This window comes from Pseudoxanthomonas sacheonensis (assembly GCF_010093305.1).
Lineage (GTDB): Bacteria > Pseudomonadota > Gammaproteobacteria > Xanthomonadales > Xanthomonadaceae > Pseudoxanthomonas_A > Pseudoxanthomonas_A sacheonensis.
The window spans coordinates 25,086-40,168 of sequence record NZ_PDWS01000025.1; the positions used below are offsets into that span (position 1 = coordinate 25,086).

Annotated in this window: 14 protein-coding genes and 1 riboswitch; of the genes, 1 reads left to right on the top strand and 13 read right to left on the bottom strand. The window is 65.0% G+C overall.

Annotated elements, in window-relative coordinates; all coding sequences use genetic code 11:
- Positions 1 to 188 precede the first annotated feature (188 nt).
- The 9 genes from nusB to CSC73_RS17360 form a co-directional block, all read right to left on the bottom strand.
- Positions 189 to 659, bottom strand: coding sequence for a transcription antitermination factor NusB (gene nusB / locus CSC73_RS17320; protein WP_163843026.1), 471 nt, complete (start codon positions 657 to 659; stop codon positions 189 to 191).
- The gene (gene ribH, locus CSC73_RS17325) at positions 656 to 1,123 is read right to left on the bottom strand and encodes a 6,7-dimethyl-8-ribityllumazine synthase (protein WP_163843029.1); all 468 of its coding nucleotides are present in this window, start codon (positions 1,121 to 1,123) and stop codon (positions 656 to 658) included. Before ribH ends, nusB begins: the two co-directional genes overlap by 4 nt.
- A 198-nt stretch (positions 1,124 to 1,321) precedes the next feature.
- Complete coding sequence (gene ribB, locus CSC73_RS17330) at positions 1,322 to 2,431, bottom strand: 3,4-dihydroxy-2-butanone-4-phosphate synthase (RefSeq protein ID WP_163843032.1); 1,110 nt, start codon at positions 2,429 to 2,431, stop codon at positions 1,322 to 1,324.
- The gene (locus CSC73_RS17335) at positions 2,428 to 3,039 is read right to left on the bottom strand and encodes a riboflavin synthase (RefSeq protein ID WP_163843036.1); all 612 of its coding nucleotides are present in this window, start codon (positions 3,037 to 3,039) and stop codon (positions 2,428 to 2,430) included. The genes ribB and CSC73_RS17335 overlap by 4 nt, the downstream gene beginning before the upstream one ends.
- A 129-nt stretch (positions 3,040 to 3,168) precedes the next feature.
- A riboswitch (FMN riboswitch) is annotated at positions 3,169 to 3,345 on the bottom strand.
- A gap of 155 nt (positions 3,346 to 3,500) precedes the next feature.
- The gene (locus CSC73_RS17340; RefSeq protein WP_211840920.1) at positions 3,501 to 4,187 is read right to left on the bottom strand and encodes a class I SAM-dependent methyltransferase; all 687 of its coding nucleotides are present in this window, start codon (positions 4,185 to 4,187) and stop codon (positions 3,501 to 3,503) included.
- A gap of 162 nt (positions 4,188 to 4,349) precedes the next feature.
- Positions 4,350 to 5,453 (bottom strand): bifunctional diaminohydroxyphosphoribosylaminopyrimidine deaminase/5-amino-6-(5-phosphoribosylamino)uracil reductase RibD, encoded by a 1,104-nt coding sequence (gene ribD / locus CSC73_RS17345; RefSeq protein WP_163843038.1) that lies wholly within the window; start codon positions 5,451 to 5,453, stop codon positions 4,350 to 4,352.
- Positions 5,454 to 5,607: 154 nt separating this feature from the next.
- Entirely contained in the window at positions 5,608 to 6,132 is a 525-nt protein-coding gene (nrdR, locus tag CSC73_RS17350) for a transcriptional regulator NrdR (protein ID WP_093286807.1), read from the bottom strand.
- 12 nt (positions 6,133 to 6,144) lie between these two features.
- The gene (gene glyA / locus CSC73_RS17355) at positions 6,145 to 7,413 is read right to left on the bottom strand and encodes a serine hydroxymethyltransferase (protein WP_163843040.1); all 1,269 of its coding nucleotides are present in this window, start codon (positions 7,411 to 7,413) and stop codon (positions 6,145 to 6,147) included.
- A gap of 132 nt (positions 7,414 to 7,545) precedes the next feature.
- Complete coding sequence (locus CSC73_RS17360) at positions 7,546 to 8,052, bottom strand: RcnB family protein (RefSeq protein ID WP_163843042.1); 507 nt, start codon at positions 8,050 to 8,052, stop codon at positions 7,546 to 7,548.
- A 195-nt stretch (positions 8,053 to 8,247) separates the two neighbouring features.
- On the opposite strand from CSC73_RS17360, the gene ettA reads away from it, so the two are divergent.
- Positions 8,248 to 9,912: an energy-dependent translational throttle protein EttA gene (gene ettA / locus CSC73_RS17365; protein ID WP_163843044.1), complete on the top strand. Its 1,665-nt coding sequence runs from the start codon at positions 8,248 to 8,250 to the stop codon at positions 9,910 to 9,912.
- Between the two features lie 393 nt (positions 9,913 to 10,305).
- Here the strand turns inward: ettA and CSC73_RS17370 are convergent, their stop codons facing one another.
- From CSC73_RS17370 to gspD, 4 genes are read right to left on the bottom strand one after another with little or no spacing between them, the layout of a single operon-like run.
- Positions 10,306 to 11,112, bottom strand: coding sequence for a DUF3667 domain-containing protein (locus tag CSC73_RS17370; protein ID WP_163843046.1), 807 nt, complete (start codon positions 11,110 to 11,112; stop codon positions 10,306 to 10,308).
- Positions 11,109 to 11,978 (bottom strand): glycosyltransferase family 2 protein, encoded by an 870-nt coding sequence (locus CSC73_RS17375; protein WP_163843048.1) that lies wholly within the window; start codon positions 11,976 to 11,978, stop codon positions 11,109 to 11,111. Before CSC73_RS17375 ends, CSC73_RS17370 begins: the two co-directional genes overlap by 4 nt.
- Complete coding sequence (locus CSC73_RS17380) at positions 11,971 to 12,885, bottom strand: glycosyltransferase family 2 protein (protein ID WP_246197562.1); 915 nt, start codon at positions 12,883 to 12,885, stop codon at positions 11,971 to 11,973. The genes CSC73_RS17375 and CSC73_RS17380 overlap by 8 nt, the downstream gene beginning before the upstream one ends.
- Positions 12,882 to 15,074, bottom strand: coding sequence for a type II secretion system secretin GspD (gene gspD, locus CSC73_RS17385; RefSeq protein WP_163843050.1), 2,193 nt, complete (start codon positions 15,072 to 15,074; stop codon positions 12,882 to 12,884). The genes CSC73_RS17380 and gspD overlap by 4 nt, the downstream gene beginning before the upstream one ends.
- Between the last annotated feature and the right edge of the window lie 9 nt (positions 15,075 to 15,083).

The following is a 15,083-nucleotide window of genomic DNA, read 5'->3' on the forward strand; positions in this document are numbered from 1 at the left end:
TCCATGGCCTTCAGCATAAAGCCTATGAAGATGATCCTTGACTACCAGGTCAGCCGTGGGAGCGGCGTCCCGCCGCGAGCTCTTGGCCTTGTTCTGTTTCTCGCCAAGCGCTTTAGTAAAAGTGCGTTGAGAGCTCGCGGCGGGACGCTGCTCCCACGTCGCCTCTTACAAGCTCTTGCAGGGCTGCGTTATCTGGCAGCGCTGAACTCGGGAGTGCGCCAGTCCGCGGCGGCCTTGTCCAGCACGCCGTTGACGTAGGTGTGCCCGTGTTCGGAGCCGAAACGCTTGGCGATTTCGATGGCCTCGTTCAGCACCACGCGATACGGCACGTCGAGGCGGTGGATCAGCTCGTAGGCCGACAGGCGCAGCACGGCGCGCTCGATCGGGTCGACTTCCTCGACCGGCCGGTCGAGATAACCGACCAGGGCTTCGTCCAGGCTTGCGCGATGCTTGACCACGCCGCGCACCAGATCGTCGAAATATTCCAGATCTGCGATCTCATGCGCCTGCTCGTGCGCGAACTGCGCGATCACCTGCTCCACCAGGCCGCCCGACATCTGCCAGGCGTAGACCGCTTGCAACGCCCGACGGCGCGCGCGCGCGCGGGTGACCGGATCTACGCCGTCGCGACGGCCGTCCTTGCGCGGGTGACGGTTCATGCCAGTTGCTCCAGCAGCTGCGCCATTTCGATGGCGGCCAAGGCGGCTTCTTCGCCCTTGTTGCCGTGGCTGCCGCCGGCGCGCACTTCGGCGTCCTCGATCCGCTCGACCGCCAACACTCCGTTCATCACCGGGATGCCGAAATCCAGCGACACCCGCATCAGCCCTTCGGCGCAACGGTCGGCGACGTGTTCGTAGTGGCGCGTGTCGCCGCGGATCACGCAACCCAACGCGATGATGGCCGCATGCTGGCTGCCTGCGGCGATACGTGCGGCGGCCACCGGGATTTCCCAGGCGCCGGGCACGCGGACCACGTCCACTGCGGCATCGGCCACTCCGTTGCTGGCCAGGCTCTGGCGCGCGCCGGTGACCAGCGCATCGGTGATGCGCGGATTCCAGCGGCTGGCGATGATCGCGAAACGTGCGGCTTCGGGAGCGCGCAGCTCGCCTTCGTAATGGGGCATGGGCGGGTACCTGATGGGGCAGCAAGTTTAGCAGCCGGGGAAAAGCGACGCCTCAGACCTCCCCCCTTTGAAGACGCTTCAGGCCTCCCCCTTTGAAAAAGGGGGATTGAGGGGGGTTTGCTCTTGGCGCCAAAGCAAGATCAAGAGCAAATCCCCCGTAGCCCCCTTTGTCAAAGGGGGCAAAGCCCAGCATGACCGTTAGTACGGGACGTACTCCACGACATCCAACCCATACCCGGCCAAACCCACCTGCCGGCGCGGCGTGCCCAGCACCCGCAGCTTGCCCAGGCCCAGATCGGCCAGGATCTGGGCGCCGGCGCCGTTGCGCCGCCATTCGGCCACTGCGCCGCCGCCACGCACCGCTTCGGCTTCGTGTTGCCCGGCCTCCGCCCGGATCCGCTCCAGCATCGATTCGGCCGTGCTGGATTCGCCCAACAGAACCAGTGCACCGCGGTCTTCGCGGGCGATGGCGGCCAGCACTTCACCGACGGCGGGACCGAAGTCCGCGCGGCGCCAGTGCAGTGCATCGGCCAGCGGATTCTGCATGTGCACGCGGACCAGGGTGGGAACGGCGGCATCGGCCTGGCCGCGCAGCAGCGCGAAGTGCAGGCCGTGGCTCAGGCGGTCGCGGTAGGTGTGCAGCTTGAAGGGACCATGCTCGGTTTCGATGTCGCGCACGTCCACCCGTTCGACGGTGTGCTCGGTGCTCAGGCGGTAGCGGATGAGCTCTTCGATGGAACCGATCTTCAAGCCGTGTTCGCGCGCGAATTGCTCCAGCTGCGGGCGCCGCGCCATGCTGCCGTCGGCATTGAGGATTTCCACCAGCACGCCGGCCGGTTCCAGCCCCGCCAGCAGGGCAAGATCGGTGGCCGCTTCGGTGTGGCCGGAACGGTTGAGCACCCCGCCCGGCTGCGCGGTCAGCGGGAAGATATGGCCGGGCTGCGACAGGTCCTGCGGCTTCACGTCCGGACGTACCGCGGTGCGGATGGTGTGGGCGCGATCGTAGGCGGAGATGCCGGTGGTTACGCCTTCGGCCGCTTCGATACTGACGGTGAAGTTGGTGTGGTGCTGCGACGTGTTGTCCTGGACCATCGGCGGCAGGCCCAACTGGCGGCAGCGTTCGCGGGTCAACGACAGGCAGACCAGACCGCGCGCGTGGGTGACCATGAAATTGATGTCCGACGGCTTGACCATTTCCGCGGCCATGATCAGATCGCCTTCGTTCTCGCGGTCCTCGTCGTCCACGATGACGACCATGCGGCCATTGCGGATTTCTTCCAGCAATTCGGGAATGGGGGCGAAACTCATGCGCCCGCTCCTGCGGAACCGGTGCCGAGCAAACGTTCGACGTATCGCGCGACCAGATCGATCTCCAGGTTGACCGTGTCGCCGACCGAAGTCTGCGCGAAGGCTGTATTCGAAACGGTGTGAGGAATCAGTGCGACTTCGAAACCTGCTGCGTCTACTTCATTGACGGTGAGGCTGACGCCATCCACGCAGATCGAACCTTTTTTGGCGATATAGCGCAGCAAAGCCGGCGGCGCGGCGAAACGCCAGCGCTGCGCGCGCGCGTCCTGGCGGATGTCGAGGACCTTGCCGACGCCGTCGACATGGCCGCTGACCAGGTGGCCGCCAAGACGGTCGGTGGGACGCATGGCGCGTTCCAGGTTCAGCAGGGCGCCGGCAGCCAGGCTTCCGAGCGTGGTCAGCGCCAGCGTTTCGTTGGAAGCATCGGCTTCGAAAGAATTCGCGTCGAACGCCACCACGGTCAGGCACACGCCATTGACGGAGACGCTTTCGCCCAGTCGCGCATCGGCGAAGGGAAGGCCGCCGACTTCGATGGTCAGGCGAGCGTCGCCGCCCCGGTTTTCGGCCCGGGCCAGGCGGCCTACGCCTTCGATGATTCCGGTGAACATCAGCGACCGCTCCTGGTCTGGAGAGCGGTGCGCGAATATTTGATTGCAATGGGCATGAAACGTTTCCCGCGAAGTGAATGCGAAAAACGCCCACAGGGCACGAAGCGACGCGACCGCAAGGCCGCGCGCGACCGTCTTCTTTCATCCGGACTATGACCGTCGGCTCCGGCATCGGACCGGATCTGCTGACCCTCCGGCGCTCGCTGTGGAAGCGGTTTGCCGGAGGCGCTCGCGGGCTCATCCGCGGCGCTTGCGCGCTTGGGACCTACCGCCGGTGGGGAATCTCACCCCGCCCTGAAGACGTTACGTTGTGTTTGCCGGCGGACCGGCGCGCGAATTCTACCATTCGGGCCCGGCGCCGGTGGCCGGACGAAGCGTTCCACCCGCTGTTCTGTAGGAGCGGACCCTGCCCGCGACGCTTTCGACCGGGTCCTGAAAGGCGTCGTGGGCAGGGCCCGCTCCTACAGGGGCTGTTGGCGTAGATGCAGGATCAATGGCCAGCGCATGGTGCGTTCGCGCTGGGGATCGCCCCAGGCCGAAGCCAGAGCATCCGCGTGGTCTTCGACCGGATCGCGGCCAGTGGCGGTACGGCAGCGGGCGGTGGCGGAGAGGCTGCCCAGATAACCCAGCAGCTGCGGCAGGTTCCATTCGGCGGTCAGCCATAGCGCCGGCGCGGGCAACGCCGGAAATGGCCAGGCGTAGTCCGCATAGCCGGCATCCACCTGGGCGCGTTCGGACGGCCAGTAGGATTCGATCTGATTGCGGAATGCTTCGGCTGCGGGCGCGAGGTCGTCGGAAAACACCATGTCCTGGTAGGTCCACGCCGCCAGCACGCCCCCCGGCCGCAACACGCGCCCGCATTCGGCGAAGAAACGCGCGCGGTCGAACCAGTGCAGTGCTTGGGCGACGGCCACCAGTTCGACGCTATGGTCGGCCAGCGAGGTCGCTTCGCCCGGCTCCACCGCTACGCGCACGTTGGCGGCTTCCGCCTCCTTCGCCCAATGCTGCTCGATCTGTGCGGCGCTGGGATCGGTGGCGAACACGCGGGCGAAGCGCGTAGCCAGTCCACGCGTGGCCTGGCCGCTGCCGCAACCGGGTTCCCATACCTCGGCGCTGCCAGGGACGACTGCGGTGATGGCATCGAACAAGGTATCGGGGTAAGTGGGGCGCCAGTTCGCATACGCGCCGGCGACCTGGGAGAAGTGATCTTTGAAGGTTGTTATCGGGGCCTCCAGCGCTTCACAGCGACATCACCAATTATCGAAGTCATCCCAGCAAAAGCTGGGATGACGTCACGAGAATGTCGGGGACTACGTACTCTCGGTCTTGACTGGAACTAACAACAACCGTTGATCCTCGCCGATGGCGCGCGCATCCACCACCTTGAGCTGCGCACGCTGCGCCATCGCATCGATGCCCAACCCCGCGAACAACGGCCGCGCACGTTCGCCCAGCAGCACCGGAGCGACATACAACAGCAACTCATCGGCCAATCCGGCGGCGATGAAGGCGCCCGCCAGAGTCGCACCCGCTTCCACCTGGACTTCGTTGATCCCGCGCGCGGCCAGCAACTTCAGCACCGCCTCCAGATCGAAGCGGCCGTGTTGCACCGGCGCGACGGCCCGTTCGACATGAAGATCGCGCGGAGGTTTGACGTCGGACCCGTGCAGATACAAGGTCGGCGCAGAATCGTCGCGCACATTGCCGCGCGCGATGGTGGCCAGTCCTGGATCCAGCACCACCCGCAGCGGCGCCACGAAGGGCGTGTCGTCGCCCAGGCGCACGGTCAGCGAAGGGTCGTCGATCAGCACGGTGTTGGCACCAGTGATCAACGCGCCCGCGCGCGCGCGCCACTTCTGCACGTCCAGGCGCGAGGCCTCGCCGGTGATCCATTTGGACTCGCCGCTGGCCATCGCGGTCCGCCCGTCCAGGCCGGTGCCCAGTTTGATCCGTACCCAAGGCCGCCCGCGCTCTACACGCGACAGGAAGCCGCGATTGAGCTGCCGCGCCTGGGCTTCCATCAACCCCGACTCGACTGCGACGCCAGCTGCGCGCAACTTGTCGAAACCGGCGCCATCCACCTGCGGAAACGGATCGCGCATGGCCGCTACCACGCGCGCGACCCCGGCGGCGATCAATGCGTCCGCGCAGGGGCCGGTACGGCCGCTATGGGCGCAAGGCTCCAGGGTGACGTAAGCCGTCGCGCCCTTGGCGCGTGCGTCCGCGGCCTGCAATGCGATCACTTCGGCATGCGCTTCGCCAGCGCGCTGGTGGAAGCCTTCGCCAACGATCTCGTCGCCAAGGGCGATCACGCAGCCGACCATCGGATTGGGCTTGGTGGTGTAGGCGCCGCGTTCGGCCAGGCGCAGGGCGCGGGCCATGAACAGATGGTCGGTGGCGGTGAATGCAGTCATGTCGCTTTCGATTTTCCTTCTCCCACCGGGAGAAGGTGCCCGCAGGGCGGATGAGGGAATGGATCATCAGCTTGCATGCAGCTGGCCGGCGAGTCATTCCCACTCCCTCATCCGGCGCTTCGCGCCACCTTCTCCCGGTGGGAGAAGGGAAAACCTAGCGCTTCTTGTTCTTGTCGATCGGCACCACATCCGCACCCAGCAGCGGCAACTGCCCGCTGGCCGTAGGCAGATCGCGCTCCAGCTTCTCGATCTCTTCGCGGAAGTCGGCCACGTCCTCGAAGCTGCGGTACACCGAAGCGAAACGCACGTAGCCGACATGATCGAGCTTGCGCATTTCCGCCATCACGAAATCGCCGATCTTGCGCGAGGGCAATTCGCGCTCGCCGCTCATGCGTACCTGATGCACCACCGCGCGTACCGAGGCCTCGACCTGCTCTTCCGATACCGGGCGCTTGTGCAACGCGCGGTCCATGCTCAGCCGCAACTTGCGCGTATCGAAGGATTCGCGCCGGCCATCGCCCTTGATGATCACCGGCAGCTTCAGTTCCACCGTTTCCAGCGTGCTGAAACGCTCGCCGCAGGCTTCGCACTCGCGGCGGCGGCGGATCGTCGCGCCGTCTTCGGAAACGCGCGAGTCGATGACGCGGGTGTCTGTGTGCTGGCAGAAAGGACAATGCATTCGGGAAAGGGATTATCCGTAGACCGGGAATTGCGCGCATTGCTTCTCGACGTTGGCGCGCACGCCGGCGATGACCTTCTCATCGCCCGGCGCGTCCAGCACGTCGCAGATCCAGTTCGCCAGCGCCACGCAATCCGGCTCCAGGTAGCCGCGCGTGGTGACCGCCGGAGTGCCTAGGCGCAGGCCGGAGGTGACGAATGGCTTCTGCGGGTCGTTGGGCACCGCGTTCTTGTTGACGGTGATGTGGGCCTTGCCCAGCGCTTCCTCGGCGGCCTTGCCGGTGACGCCCTTGCCGATCATGTCGACCAGCATCAGATGGTTTTCGGTGCCGCCGGAAACGATCTTGTAGCCACGCGAAATGATGGTCTTGGCCATCGCCTGCGCATTCTTCACCACCTGCGTCTGGTAAGCCTTGAATTCCGGCTCCAGCGCTTCCTTGAAGGCGACCGCCTTGGCCGCGATCACGTGCATCAGCGGACCGCCCTGGATGCCGGGGAAGACGATGCTCTGCAGCTTCTTCTCGATTTCCTCGCCAGCGCCCTTGGCCACGATGATGCCGCCGCGCGGACCGCGCAGGGTCTTGTGCGTGGTGGAAGTGACCACATGCGCGTGCGGCAGCGGGTTGGGATACACGCCCGCGGCGACCAGACCGGCGACGTGCGCCATGTCCACGAACAGATACGCGCCGACCTTGTCGGCGATGGCGCGGAACCGCGCCCAGTCGATCTTCTGCGAGTAAGCGCTGAAGCCGGCCACGACCATCTTCGGCTTGTGCTCCAGCGCCAGGCGCTCGACTTCGTCGTAATCGATCAGGCCCTGGTCGTTGACGCCGTACTGCATGGCGTCGAACAGCTTGCCCGAGATATTGACCTTGGCGCCGTGGGTCAGATGACCGCCATGGGCCAGGGACATGCCCAGGATTTTGTCGCCCGGGTTCAACAACGCCAAGTAGACCGCCTGGTTGGCCTGCGAACCCGAATGCGGCTGCACGTTGGCGTACATCCCTTCCGTGGAGCCCGCGCCGAACAGCTGCTTCACCCGGTCGATGGCCAGCTGCTCGGCGATATCCACGTATTCGCAGCCGCCGTAGTAGCGCTTGCCGGGGTAGCCTTCGGCGTATTTGTTGGTCAGCTGGCTGCCCTGCGCTTCCATCACCCGCGGGCTGCAGTAGTTCTCCGACGCGATCAGCTCGACGTGGTCTTCCTGCCGGCGGTTCTCGGACGCGATGGCCGCGGCCAGTTCAGGATCGTAACCTTCGATACGGGCGTTGCGCGGGAACATCGGAGCTCCGGAGGGGAATGGGTCGCCGATTGTAGCCCCCTGCCCCCACGGCCACAAAAAAGCGCGCCTTTCGGCGCGCTTTCAGGATCATTCCGGCCCTGGGGGGCTCCGGTCACGGAGCCGGAACCGCCATCAATGCCCCAAAATCAGGTCGGCGATGATCCCGGTCGCCACGGCGACCAGCAGGAAATCGCCGGCATCGCTACGGCGCCAGTAATAGCCGCGTGGCGGTGGGCGCAGACCGTAGTCGTAGTAGTCGCGCACTACATAGGTGGGGCCGTAGCCGCGGTCGTAGTAGCGCACGCCCCTGGCCCAACGCGGAGGGCCGTAGCCGGGGTGGTAGGCGGGCCGGTAGACCGGGCGATAGACCACGCGCGGCGCCGGACGGTAATAGCGGTCGCCGCGGTAATAACGGTCGTCGCGGCTGTAACCGTAATCGCGGTCGTGGCCGCGCCTGCGGTCGTCGTAACGCCCGTAGTCGCGATGATCGTGGTCGCGGTCGCGATCATGGTAACCATAGCGGTCGCGATCATAGTCGCGGTCATGGCCGCGGCCGTGATCCCGCGCCATGGCCGGGGCGGCGGCCAATGCCGTCACGACCAACAAAAGCGACAGGCCTGACTTGATAGCGTGGCGCATGGTGCATACCTCCGGGGTGGGAACTTGAGGCCAATATCGGACCGCAGCGCTGAATGGCATCTTGCCGTCGCGGGCCCTGTAGAAATCCGTTAAGACAGCAGCCAGCCGGCTGCAACCGGTATAATTCCACCATTCCCAGCCTTTACCTCCGTGCGGCCCTTGCGCGGGCACGGCAGCGCCATTTCCGGAGACACCATGTCGCAATACATCTACACCATGAACGGCGTCAGCAAGACCGTTCCGCCCAAGCGCCAGATCATCAAGGACATCTCCTTGTCGTTCTTTCCCGGAGCCAAGATCGGCCTGCTGGGGCTGAACGGCGCCGGCAAATCGACGGTGCTCAAGATCATGGCCGGCGTGGACAAGGACTTCGCCGGCGAAGCACGGCCGCAGCCCGGCATCAAAGTCGGCTACCTGGCCCAGGAGCCGCAGCTCAACCCCGAGCACACCGTGCGCCAGGCGGTGGAAGAAGGCGTGGGCGAGGTGCTGCAGGCCCAGGCCGCGCTGGACCGCGTGTATGAAGCCTATGCCGAGGAAGGCGCCGACTTCGACAAGCTGGCCGCCGAGCAGCAGCGCCTGGAAGCCATCCTGGCCAGCGGCGATGCGCACACCCTGGAGCACCAGCTGGACGTGGCCGCCGACGCCCTGCGCCTGCCGGCCTGGGATGCGGTGATCGGCAAGCTGTCCGGCGGCGAGAAGCGCCGCGTGGCGCTGTGCCAGCTTCTGCTGCAGAAACCCGACATGCTGCTGCTGGACGAACCCACCAACCACCTGGACGCCGAGTCGGTGGAATGGCTGGAGCAGTTCCTGGCTCGTTACACCGGCACCGTGGTGGCCGTCACCCACGACCGCTACTTCCTGGACAACGCCGCCGAGTGGATCCTGGAACTGGACCGCGGCCGCGGCATTCCGTGGAAGGGCAACTACACCGAGTGGCTGATCCAGAAGGACAACCGCCTGAAGCAGGAAGACAACCAGGAAAAGGCGCGCCAGAAGGCGATCGCCAAGGAACTGGAATGGTCGCGGCAGAACGCCAAGGGCGGCCGCTCCAAGGGCAAGGCGCGTCTTGCCCGCATGGAAGAACTGCAGGCCGTCGACTACCAGAAGCGGCAGGAAACCAACGAGATCTTCATTCCGCCGGGCGAGCGCCTGGGCCAGAAAGTCATGGAGTTCAAGAACGTCTCCAAGCGCTTCGGCGACCGCCTGCTGATCGACGACCTGAGCTTCACCGTGCCGCAGGGTGCCATCGTCGGCATCATCGGCCCCAACGGCGCCGGCAAGTCGACCATGTTCAAGATGATCACCGGGCAGGAGAAGCCGGACTCGGGCGAAATCGAAATGGGCCCGACCGTCAACATCGCCTACGTCGACCAGAGCCGCGAAAAACTGGAAGGCAACCACAACGTGTTCCAGGAGATCAGCGGCGGCGCCGACATCCTCAACATCAACGGCATCGAAATCCAGTCGCGCGCCTACATCGGCCGCTTCAATTTCAAGGGCCAGGACCAGCAGAAGATGGTCGGCTCGCTATCGGGCGGCGAACGCGGCCGCCTGCATCTGGCCAAGACCCTGCTGCAGGGCGGCAACGTGCTGCTGCTGGACGAACCGTCCAACGACCTGGACATCGAAACCCTGCGCGCGCTGGAAGACGCGTTGCTGGAATTCCCGGGCAATGCGTTCGTCATTTCCCACGACCGCTGGTTCCTGGACCGCATCGCCACCCACATCCTGGCCTTCGAAGGCGACTCGCACGTGGAGTATTTCCAGGGCAACTACCGCGAGTACGAGGAAGACAAGAAGCGCCGCATGGGTGCGGAAGGCGCGCAGCCGAAACGGTTGAGGTTCAAGGCTTTGAAGTGAAGATTTGGCCCGTGCGCTTCGCGCACGGCTTTGCCAAATCTTCATCCCCGCGAAGGCGGGGATCCAAGGACGTGGGCGCTGATTCGATCATCTGAAACCAACCCGAACAAATGAATCGTCATCCCAGCGAAAGCTGGGATCCATCTTGATCTTCGCGGGAAGCTTGGACATTGCAGTACCCGGGGTTTCCATGAGCCAAAAGGTGGCTGATCGAACAGCCATCCCTTGCCGCTGGAGAATTGCGCCGAGATCAAAATGGATCCCAGCTTTCGCTGGGATGACGATTCATTTTTTTCTCGCCCATTAGGATCCGGCCCAGCTTCATCGAAGATCTAACGGACCCTCAAACCACCACATCGATGAACGAGCGGCATCCCGGCATGGCAACACGCTTCACACCTGCTGCAACCTGGCGTACACGACGAAAGCCACGACCATGGTCAGGACGAAGCTGGCCAGCATGACGACCCCGAAACCCAGCAGGGCGCGCAGCGTGGATTTCCAGCGCGGATAGGGATGGAAAAACTGCGCCAGCGAAAAAACGCTGTAGGCGAGCGCCAACCACACCACCCATAGCAGCGCTTGCGGAAACCATCGCTGCAGCGGCACCGCAAGCGTCCACAGGACGAAGGTCTGCACGGTCAAGAAGGCGGTGATGACCAGCCATTCCGGATAATTCGGATTGCCCTGGCGATGGAACGACAGCTTGAGCGCCAGTGCCTCCAGCGGCAACAACAGCAGGGTGAAGGCAGCGAAGTGATGGTTCGTCCAGTCCGTCGCTGCCGCGATCGCCTTCGCCATCAGCGCCGGATCGACCTGCGCGCCTGCGTTGGCCTTGGCCGTACCGGCGCCGCCTGCGGACATCATCGAACCAACGACATCGCCTTGCAGAAAGAACTTGCTGGCCAAGACCACCACCGCCGCCATGATCATCAACAGCATCAACGGCTTGACCTGTCCGCCGCGCCGACCTTCGATGTAGTCCCGTATCAGGTGGCCCGGTCGCAGCATCAGCCCCTTGAGCGAATAAAGAATGCCGCGATCCATGTGCAGCACGCTGTGCTCGAGCTCATGGCCGAGGAAATGCCAATCGATGCGATGAGCCGGAGTGGGCTGGCCGCAGGCCGGACAGAACTTCTGCGCCGGCCCCAGCACGGCCTGGTCGCAGTTGGCGCAGAGGCCCGATTCAAGAATGGTCAACGCGTTTCCCCGTTCATGCGCGAACCGAATGTTCGCATGAACCTGGCCAGGAACCGCAACCAGATCATCGCGAACACGCCGGCGCGCGCGGGAAGACCGCGGCGCGCCGATTCGAACTTGCGGAAATACCGCCACAAGCCCCGGTGCTTGTGCCATTCGACGAATACCGGACGGGCGCGACTGGAGACTCCGCGGACATGAAGCACACGGATATCGTTGGCCACAGCCACCAACGCGCCGGCTTCACGGGCGCGACGGCACAGGTCCAGGTCTTCGGCATGCAGGCGGTAGTCTTCGTCGAAACCGCCCAGGCGATCGAACAAGGCGCGCGGCATCAGCATCAGCGCGCCGGAGATGGCTTGGACCGGCTGCAAGGCCTGGTCGTCGCGGATCGGCACGGCCAGCTTGGATGCGCGGCCCGGGGCGCGCAGCATCGCGCCGAAATCGGGATCGCGTCGTCGCGCGGCGGCGTCGCGCACCCCGGCCTCGTCCACCAGGTCCACGCCCAGCAAGGCGTCGCTGCCGACGGAGAGCGCATGGGCGCGCAGGCGTGCCAGCGTGTCGGCTTCCACCATCAGGTCGGGATTGACGAATGCGAGCCACGGCGCGGTCGATTCCCTGGCGCCCTGGTTGCAACCGACAGCGAAGCCGGGATTGTCGGGATTGCCGATGAAGCGGACCCGCGGATCCTGCGCCGCATGGCGCTGGATGATGTCGAGCGTGCCGTCCAGCGAAGCGTTGTCGATCACGCGGATTTCAACGACCTCGCGGGCGGCGCGCAGCCGCTGAAGGCATCGTTCCAGCGTGCTCGCGCTTTCATGGCTCACCACGATCGCGGCGATTGCCGCCTCTGGCGCGTCAGTCATGCCCGCGCTCCTGCGAAGAGCGTGGTTCGACAGGCTCATCACGAACGGGATCGAAGTCATCGGTGAACAGTTCGCGTTGCGGCGCGGGCGATCCGGTTTCGGCATACAAGGTAGCCAGGCGTTCGCGCGCCTCGCGCAATGGATCCTGCATGAGGAAGTTCGCCAGCCGCGCGTGCCAGGCCGGCCAGCGCGCGTTGAGCGCGTCCATGTCGCCATCGGCGGGCGTGCCTTCGCCGCCGCGTGCGACGAAGGCGGTTTCGCACAGGGCGTTGCGCCAGCCCAGTCCGGACATGCGCAGGGACAGGTCTATCAGCGCTGCGTACCACGAGGCGTAGCTGCTCATGTCCAGTCCACCGGCGCGTTGCCGTGCGGTTCCGCGCAGCGCGACTGCGTGATTGACGGCCGAGGGCAATTCCGGATGCAGCGGCGGCATGGCGGCACAGGCGGCGGCGGTGCGTTCGAAATCGTGCGGCGGCAGTGCGATCTCGCCTAGTCGTGGCCATGACGCGGCCTCGCCCGCATTGCACCAGGGCGTGGCGCTGGCGATGGAGGCATCGCGGGAAAAACAGGCCGACAGTTGCTGCAGCCAGCCCGGCAACGGTTGCGCATCGGGCGCCAGCACCACGATGTCGGCGCCTGCGCAGGCATTGAGCATTTCGTCCAAGTGCGCGACTTCGCCGATCATGCTCTGGCGGCGCGTGTAATCGGCTTGCAGCCGGGTGCGCTTCAACCAGCGCTCGATGATGGCGGTGCCGCGCGGCCCGGCCTGCGCATCATCGGCCAGCCAGATGCGCGTACCTGCGGGCGTACCGGCATCCAGCGATCCAAGGCAGGCGTCGAGCGCATCGTCGTCGACGCCGACCGGCAACAGGATGACGGGCAGCGTGGCGGCGGGCGATGGGCTCACTTTTTCTTGGGCTGGTGCAGAGGTTCCAGGGCGCGGAACTTCTGTCCGTACTCGTCGGTGAGGTCGCGTGCTTCCTGCGGATTACGGATGATCGTCGGCGTGATTAGCACGATGGTTTCGGTGCGCTCGGTATTCTGGCTCTTGGTGCCGAACAGCGAGCCCAGGACGGGAATTTTGCTCAGGAAAGGAACTCCTGAAGAACCGTTGTCCACGCTGTCCTTGATCAGACCGGCCAGCATCACTGTGTCGCCGCTCTGGATCGCCGCCTCGGTCTTCAACCTGCGAGTGTCTATGCGTACGTTGCCCTGCGCATCGGCAGCGACTGTTCCGGGGGAACTGACTTCCTGCACGATGTCCAGGAAGACCATTCCATCCTTGGTGATGCGCGGCCGCACCTTGAGAATGACGCCCGTATCCAGATACTGCACTTGGCTGTACGTGCCGTCGGTCCCTGTACCCGGATTGAAACTGACCGACTGAATGGGAATGCGGCTACCGACGTTGAAGGTCGCTTCACTGTTGTTGCGCACGAACACCGAAGGCGTCTGCAGCAGGTGCAGATTGGTTACTTTGTCCAGCGCCTTGACCACGGCGGCGGCGTTCCTGCCCAGGAAAGTCCAGCCCAACCCGGCACTGCCAGTGATGCTGCCGGAGATGTCGCCCCAGATATTGCGTCCGAGCGCACTCGGCAAACCGGCACCGCCGTCGTCCGTGTCTGCATTGACCGCATTCTCGAAATACCAGTTGACCCCGTATTCCAGGTCGCCGGTGAGTTGCACTTCGGCGATCTGCGCCTCGATATGCACCTGCATGGGCATGACATCGAGCTTCTCGATGACGTCCTTGATCGACTTCCAGGCGGTGGCGCTGGAGCGCACTAGCAAGGTGTTGGTCTCTTCGACCGCGGACACGCCCACACGATCACCTTCCACTTCAAGAGTGACGCTGCCGTTGCCGCCCGAACGTTGGTTGAGCGACAACGAACCACCTCCCGTACCACCGTCGGTCGACGAGGTATCACCACCGGAATTGTTGCCGCCAAAATCGACGCTGCCGCCATTGGCACCGTCCTTGATTTCCACGGGGTCGGTACCCGGCATCAGCGACGCCGGGTAGTTGCCGCCAGTTTCCTGGCTACTGCCGCTGCGGCCGGCGCCGAATACTTCGGCCAAACGATCGGCCAAGTCCTTGGCCTTGATGTACTTCAGCTCATACGAGAACAGGCGCGAACCTTCCCCCGCCCCGTCGATGCGTTCCAGCCAGTCCTGGATCTGGTCCAGGTAGGCGGCCTGCGGAGTGATGACCAGCACCGCGTTGGCGCCTTCCAGCGGCATGAAGCGGAACATGCCCGCGCTGGGGGTCTTGCTGCTTTCGCCGAAGACCTTCTCCAGATCGGCCACCACCTTGGTGGCGCGTCCCGATTCCAGCGGGAACACGCCCACCGACATGCCCGACAGCCAGTCGACATCGAAGATCTCGACCGTGCGCAGGTAGTTCTCCAGTTCGCTGCGCGTGCCCGACAGGGTGATGACGTTGCGGGTGGAGTCGATGCCGACGATGGCGTTGGGCCGCGCGTAGGGCTCCAGCACCTTCTTCATTTCGCCGGCGGAGATGAAGCGCAGCGGCACCACGCGCACTTCGAAACCGCGGGCGTTGGAAGCGGGACCGGTACGCGGCGCCAGCGTGCCGGACAACGCCTGGTCGGCCGGCATGATGTTGTAGCGGCCGTCGCTGTAGACCATGCGCGCGTTGTTCTGCGCCAGCACCTGCTCCAGCAGGGTCATGGCCTGTGCGGGGGAAACCGGTTTCGGCGTACCCAGGGTGACGGTACCTTGTACGCCGGGCGCGATCACGTAGTTCTGGCCCAGCATGTCGCCAAGGATGGCCTTGACCACCGCGTGCACGGATTCGCCTTCGAAATTGAAGCTGGCCCCGCCCCCGCTCATTCCCGCCAGCGACGGCGGCGGCGCAGAGGCGGCACCGCGGTTGATCATCTGGCCGTTGCCGCGGCGGATCACCGCCTGGGGGCCGGTCTCGGGTTCTTCCACCGAATTCAGCGGCGAAGTCTGCGCCGCGCCCGCGCCGCCATTGCGGATATCCGCATCGCGGCGCACCTCGGGCGTGGGCACGCTGGCGCATGCCGCCAACAGGCCGGTCAGAACGGATACCAGGATCAAACGTGACTTCATGCCGGCACT

What these genes read in the sequence shown, in the direction of transcription:
- nusB (WP_163843026.1), bottom strand. Translation starts at nt 659, where the DNA reads ATGAACCGTCACCCGCGCAAGGACGGCCGTCGCGACGGCGTAGATCCG.
- ribH (WP_163843029.1), bottom strand. Translation starts at nt 1,123, where the DNA reads ATGCCCCATTACGAAGGCGAGCTGCGCGCTCCCGAAGCCGCACGTTTC.
- ribB (WP_163843032.1), bottom strand. Translation starts at nt 2,431, where the DNA reads ATGAGTTTCGCCCCCATTCCCGAATTGCTGGAAGAAATCCGCAATGGC.
- CSC73_RS17335 (WP_163843036.1), bottom strand. Translation starts at nt 3,039, where the DNA reads ATGTTCACCGGAATCATCGAAGGCGTAGGCCGCCTGGCCCGGGCCGAA.
- ribD (WP_163843038.1), bottom strand. Translation starts at nt 5,453, where the DNA reads ATGACTGCATTCACCGCCACCGACCATCTGTTCATGGCCCGCGCCCTG.
- nrdR (WP_093286807.1), bottom strand. Translation starts at nt 6,132, where the DNA reads ATGCATTGTCCTTTCTGCCAGCACACAGACACCCGCGTCATCGACTCG.
- glyA (WP_163843040.1), bottom strand. Translation starts at nt 7,413, where the DNA reads ATGTTCCCGCGCAACGCCCGTATCGAAGGTTACGATCCTGAACTGGCC.
- CSC73_RS17360 (WP_163843042.1), bottom strand. Translation starts at nt 8,052, where the DNA reads ATGCGCCACGCTATCAAGTCAGGCCTGTCGCTTTTGTTGGTCGTGACG.
- ettA (WP_163843044.1), top strand. Translation starts at nt 8,248, where the DNA reads ATGTCGCAATACATCTACACCATGAACGGCGTCAGCAAGACCGTTCCG.
- CSC73_RS17375 (WP_163843048.1), bottom strand. Translation starts at nt 11,978, where the DNA reads ATGACTGACGCGCCAGAGGCGGCAATCGCCGCGATCGTGGTGAGCCAT.
- gspD (WP_163843050.1), bottom strand. Translation starts at nt 15,074, where the DNA reads ATGAAGTCACGTTTGATCCTGGTATCCGTTCTGACCGGCCTGTTGGCG.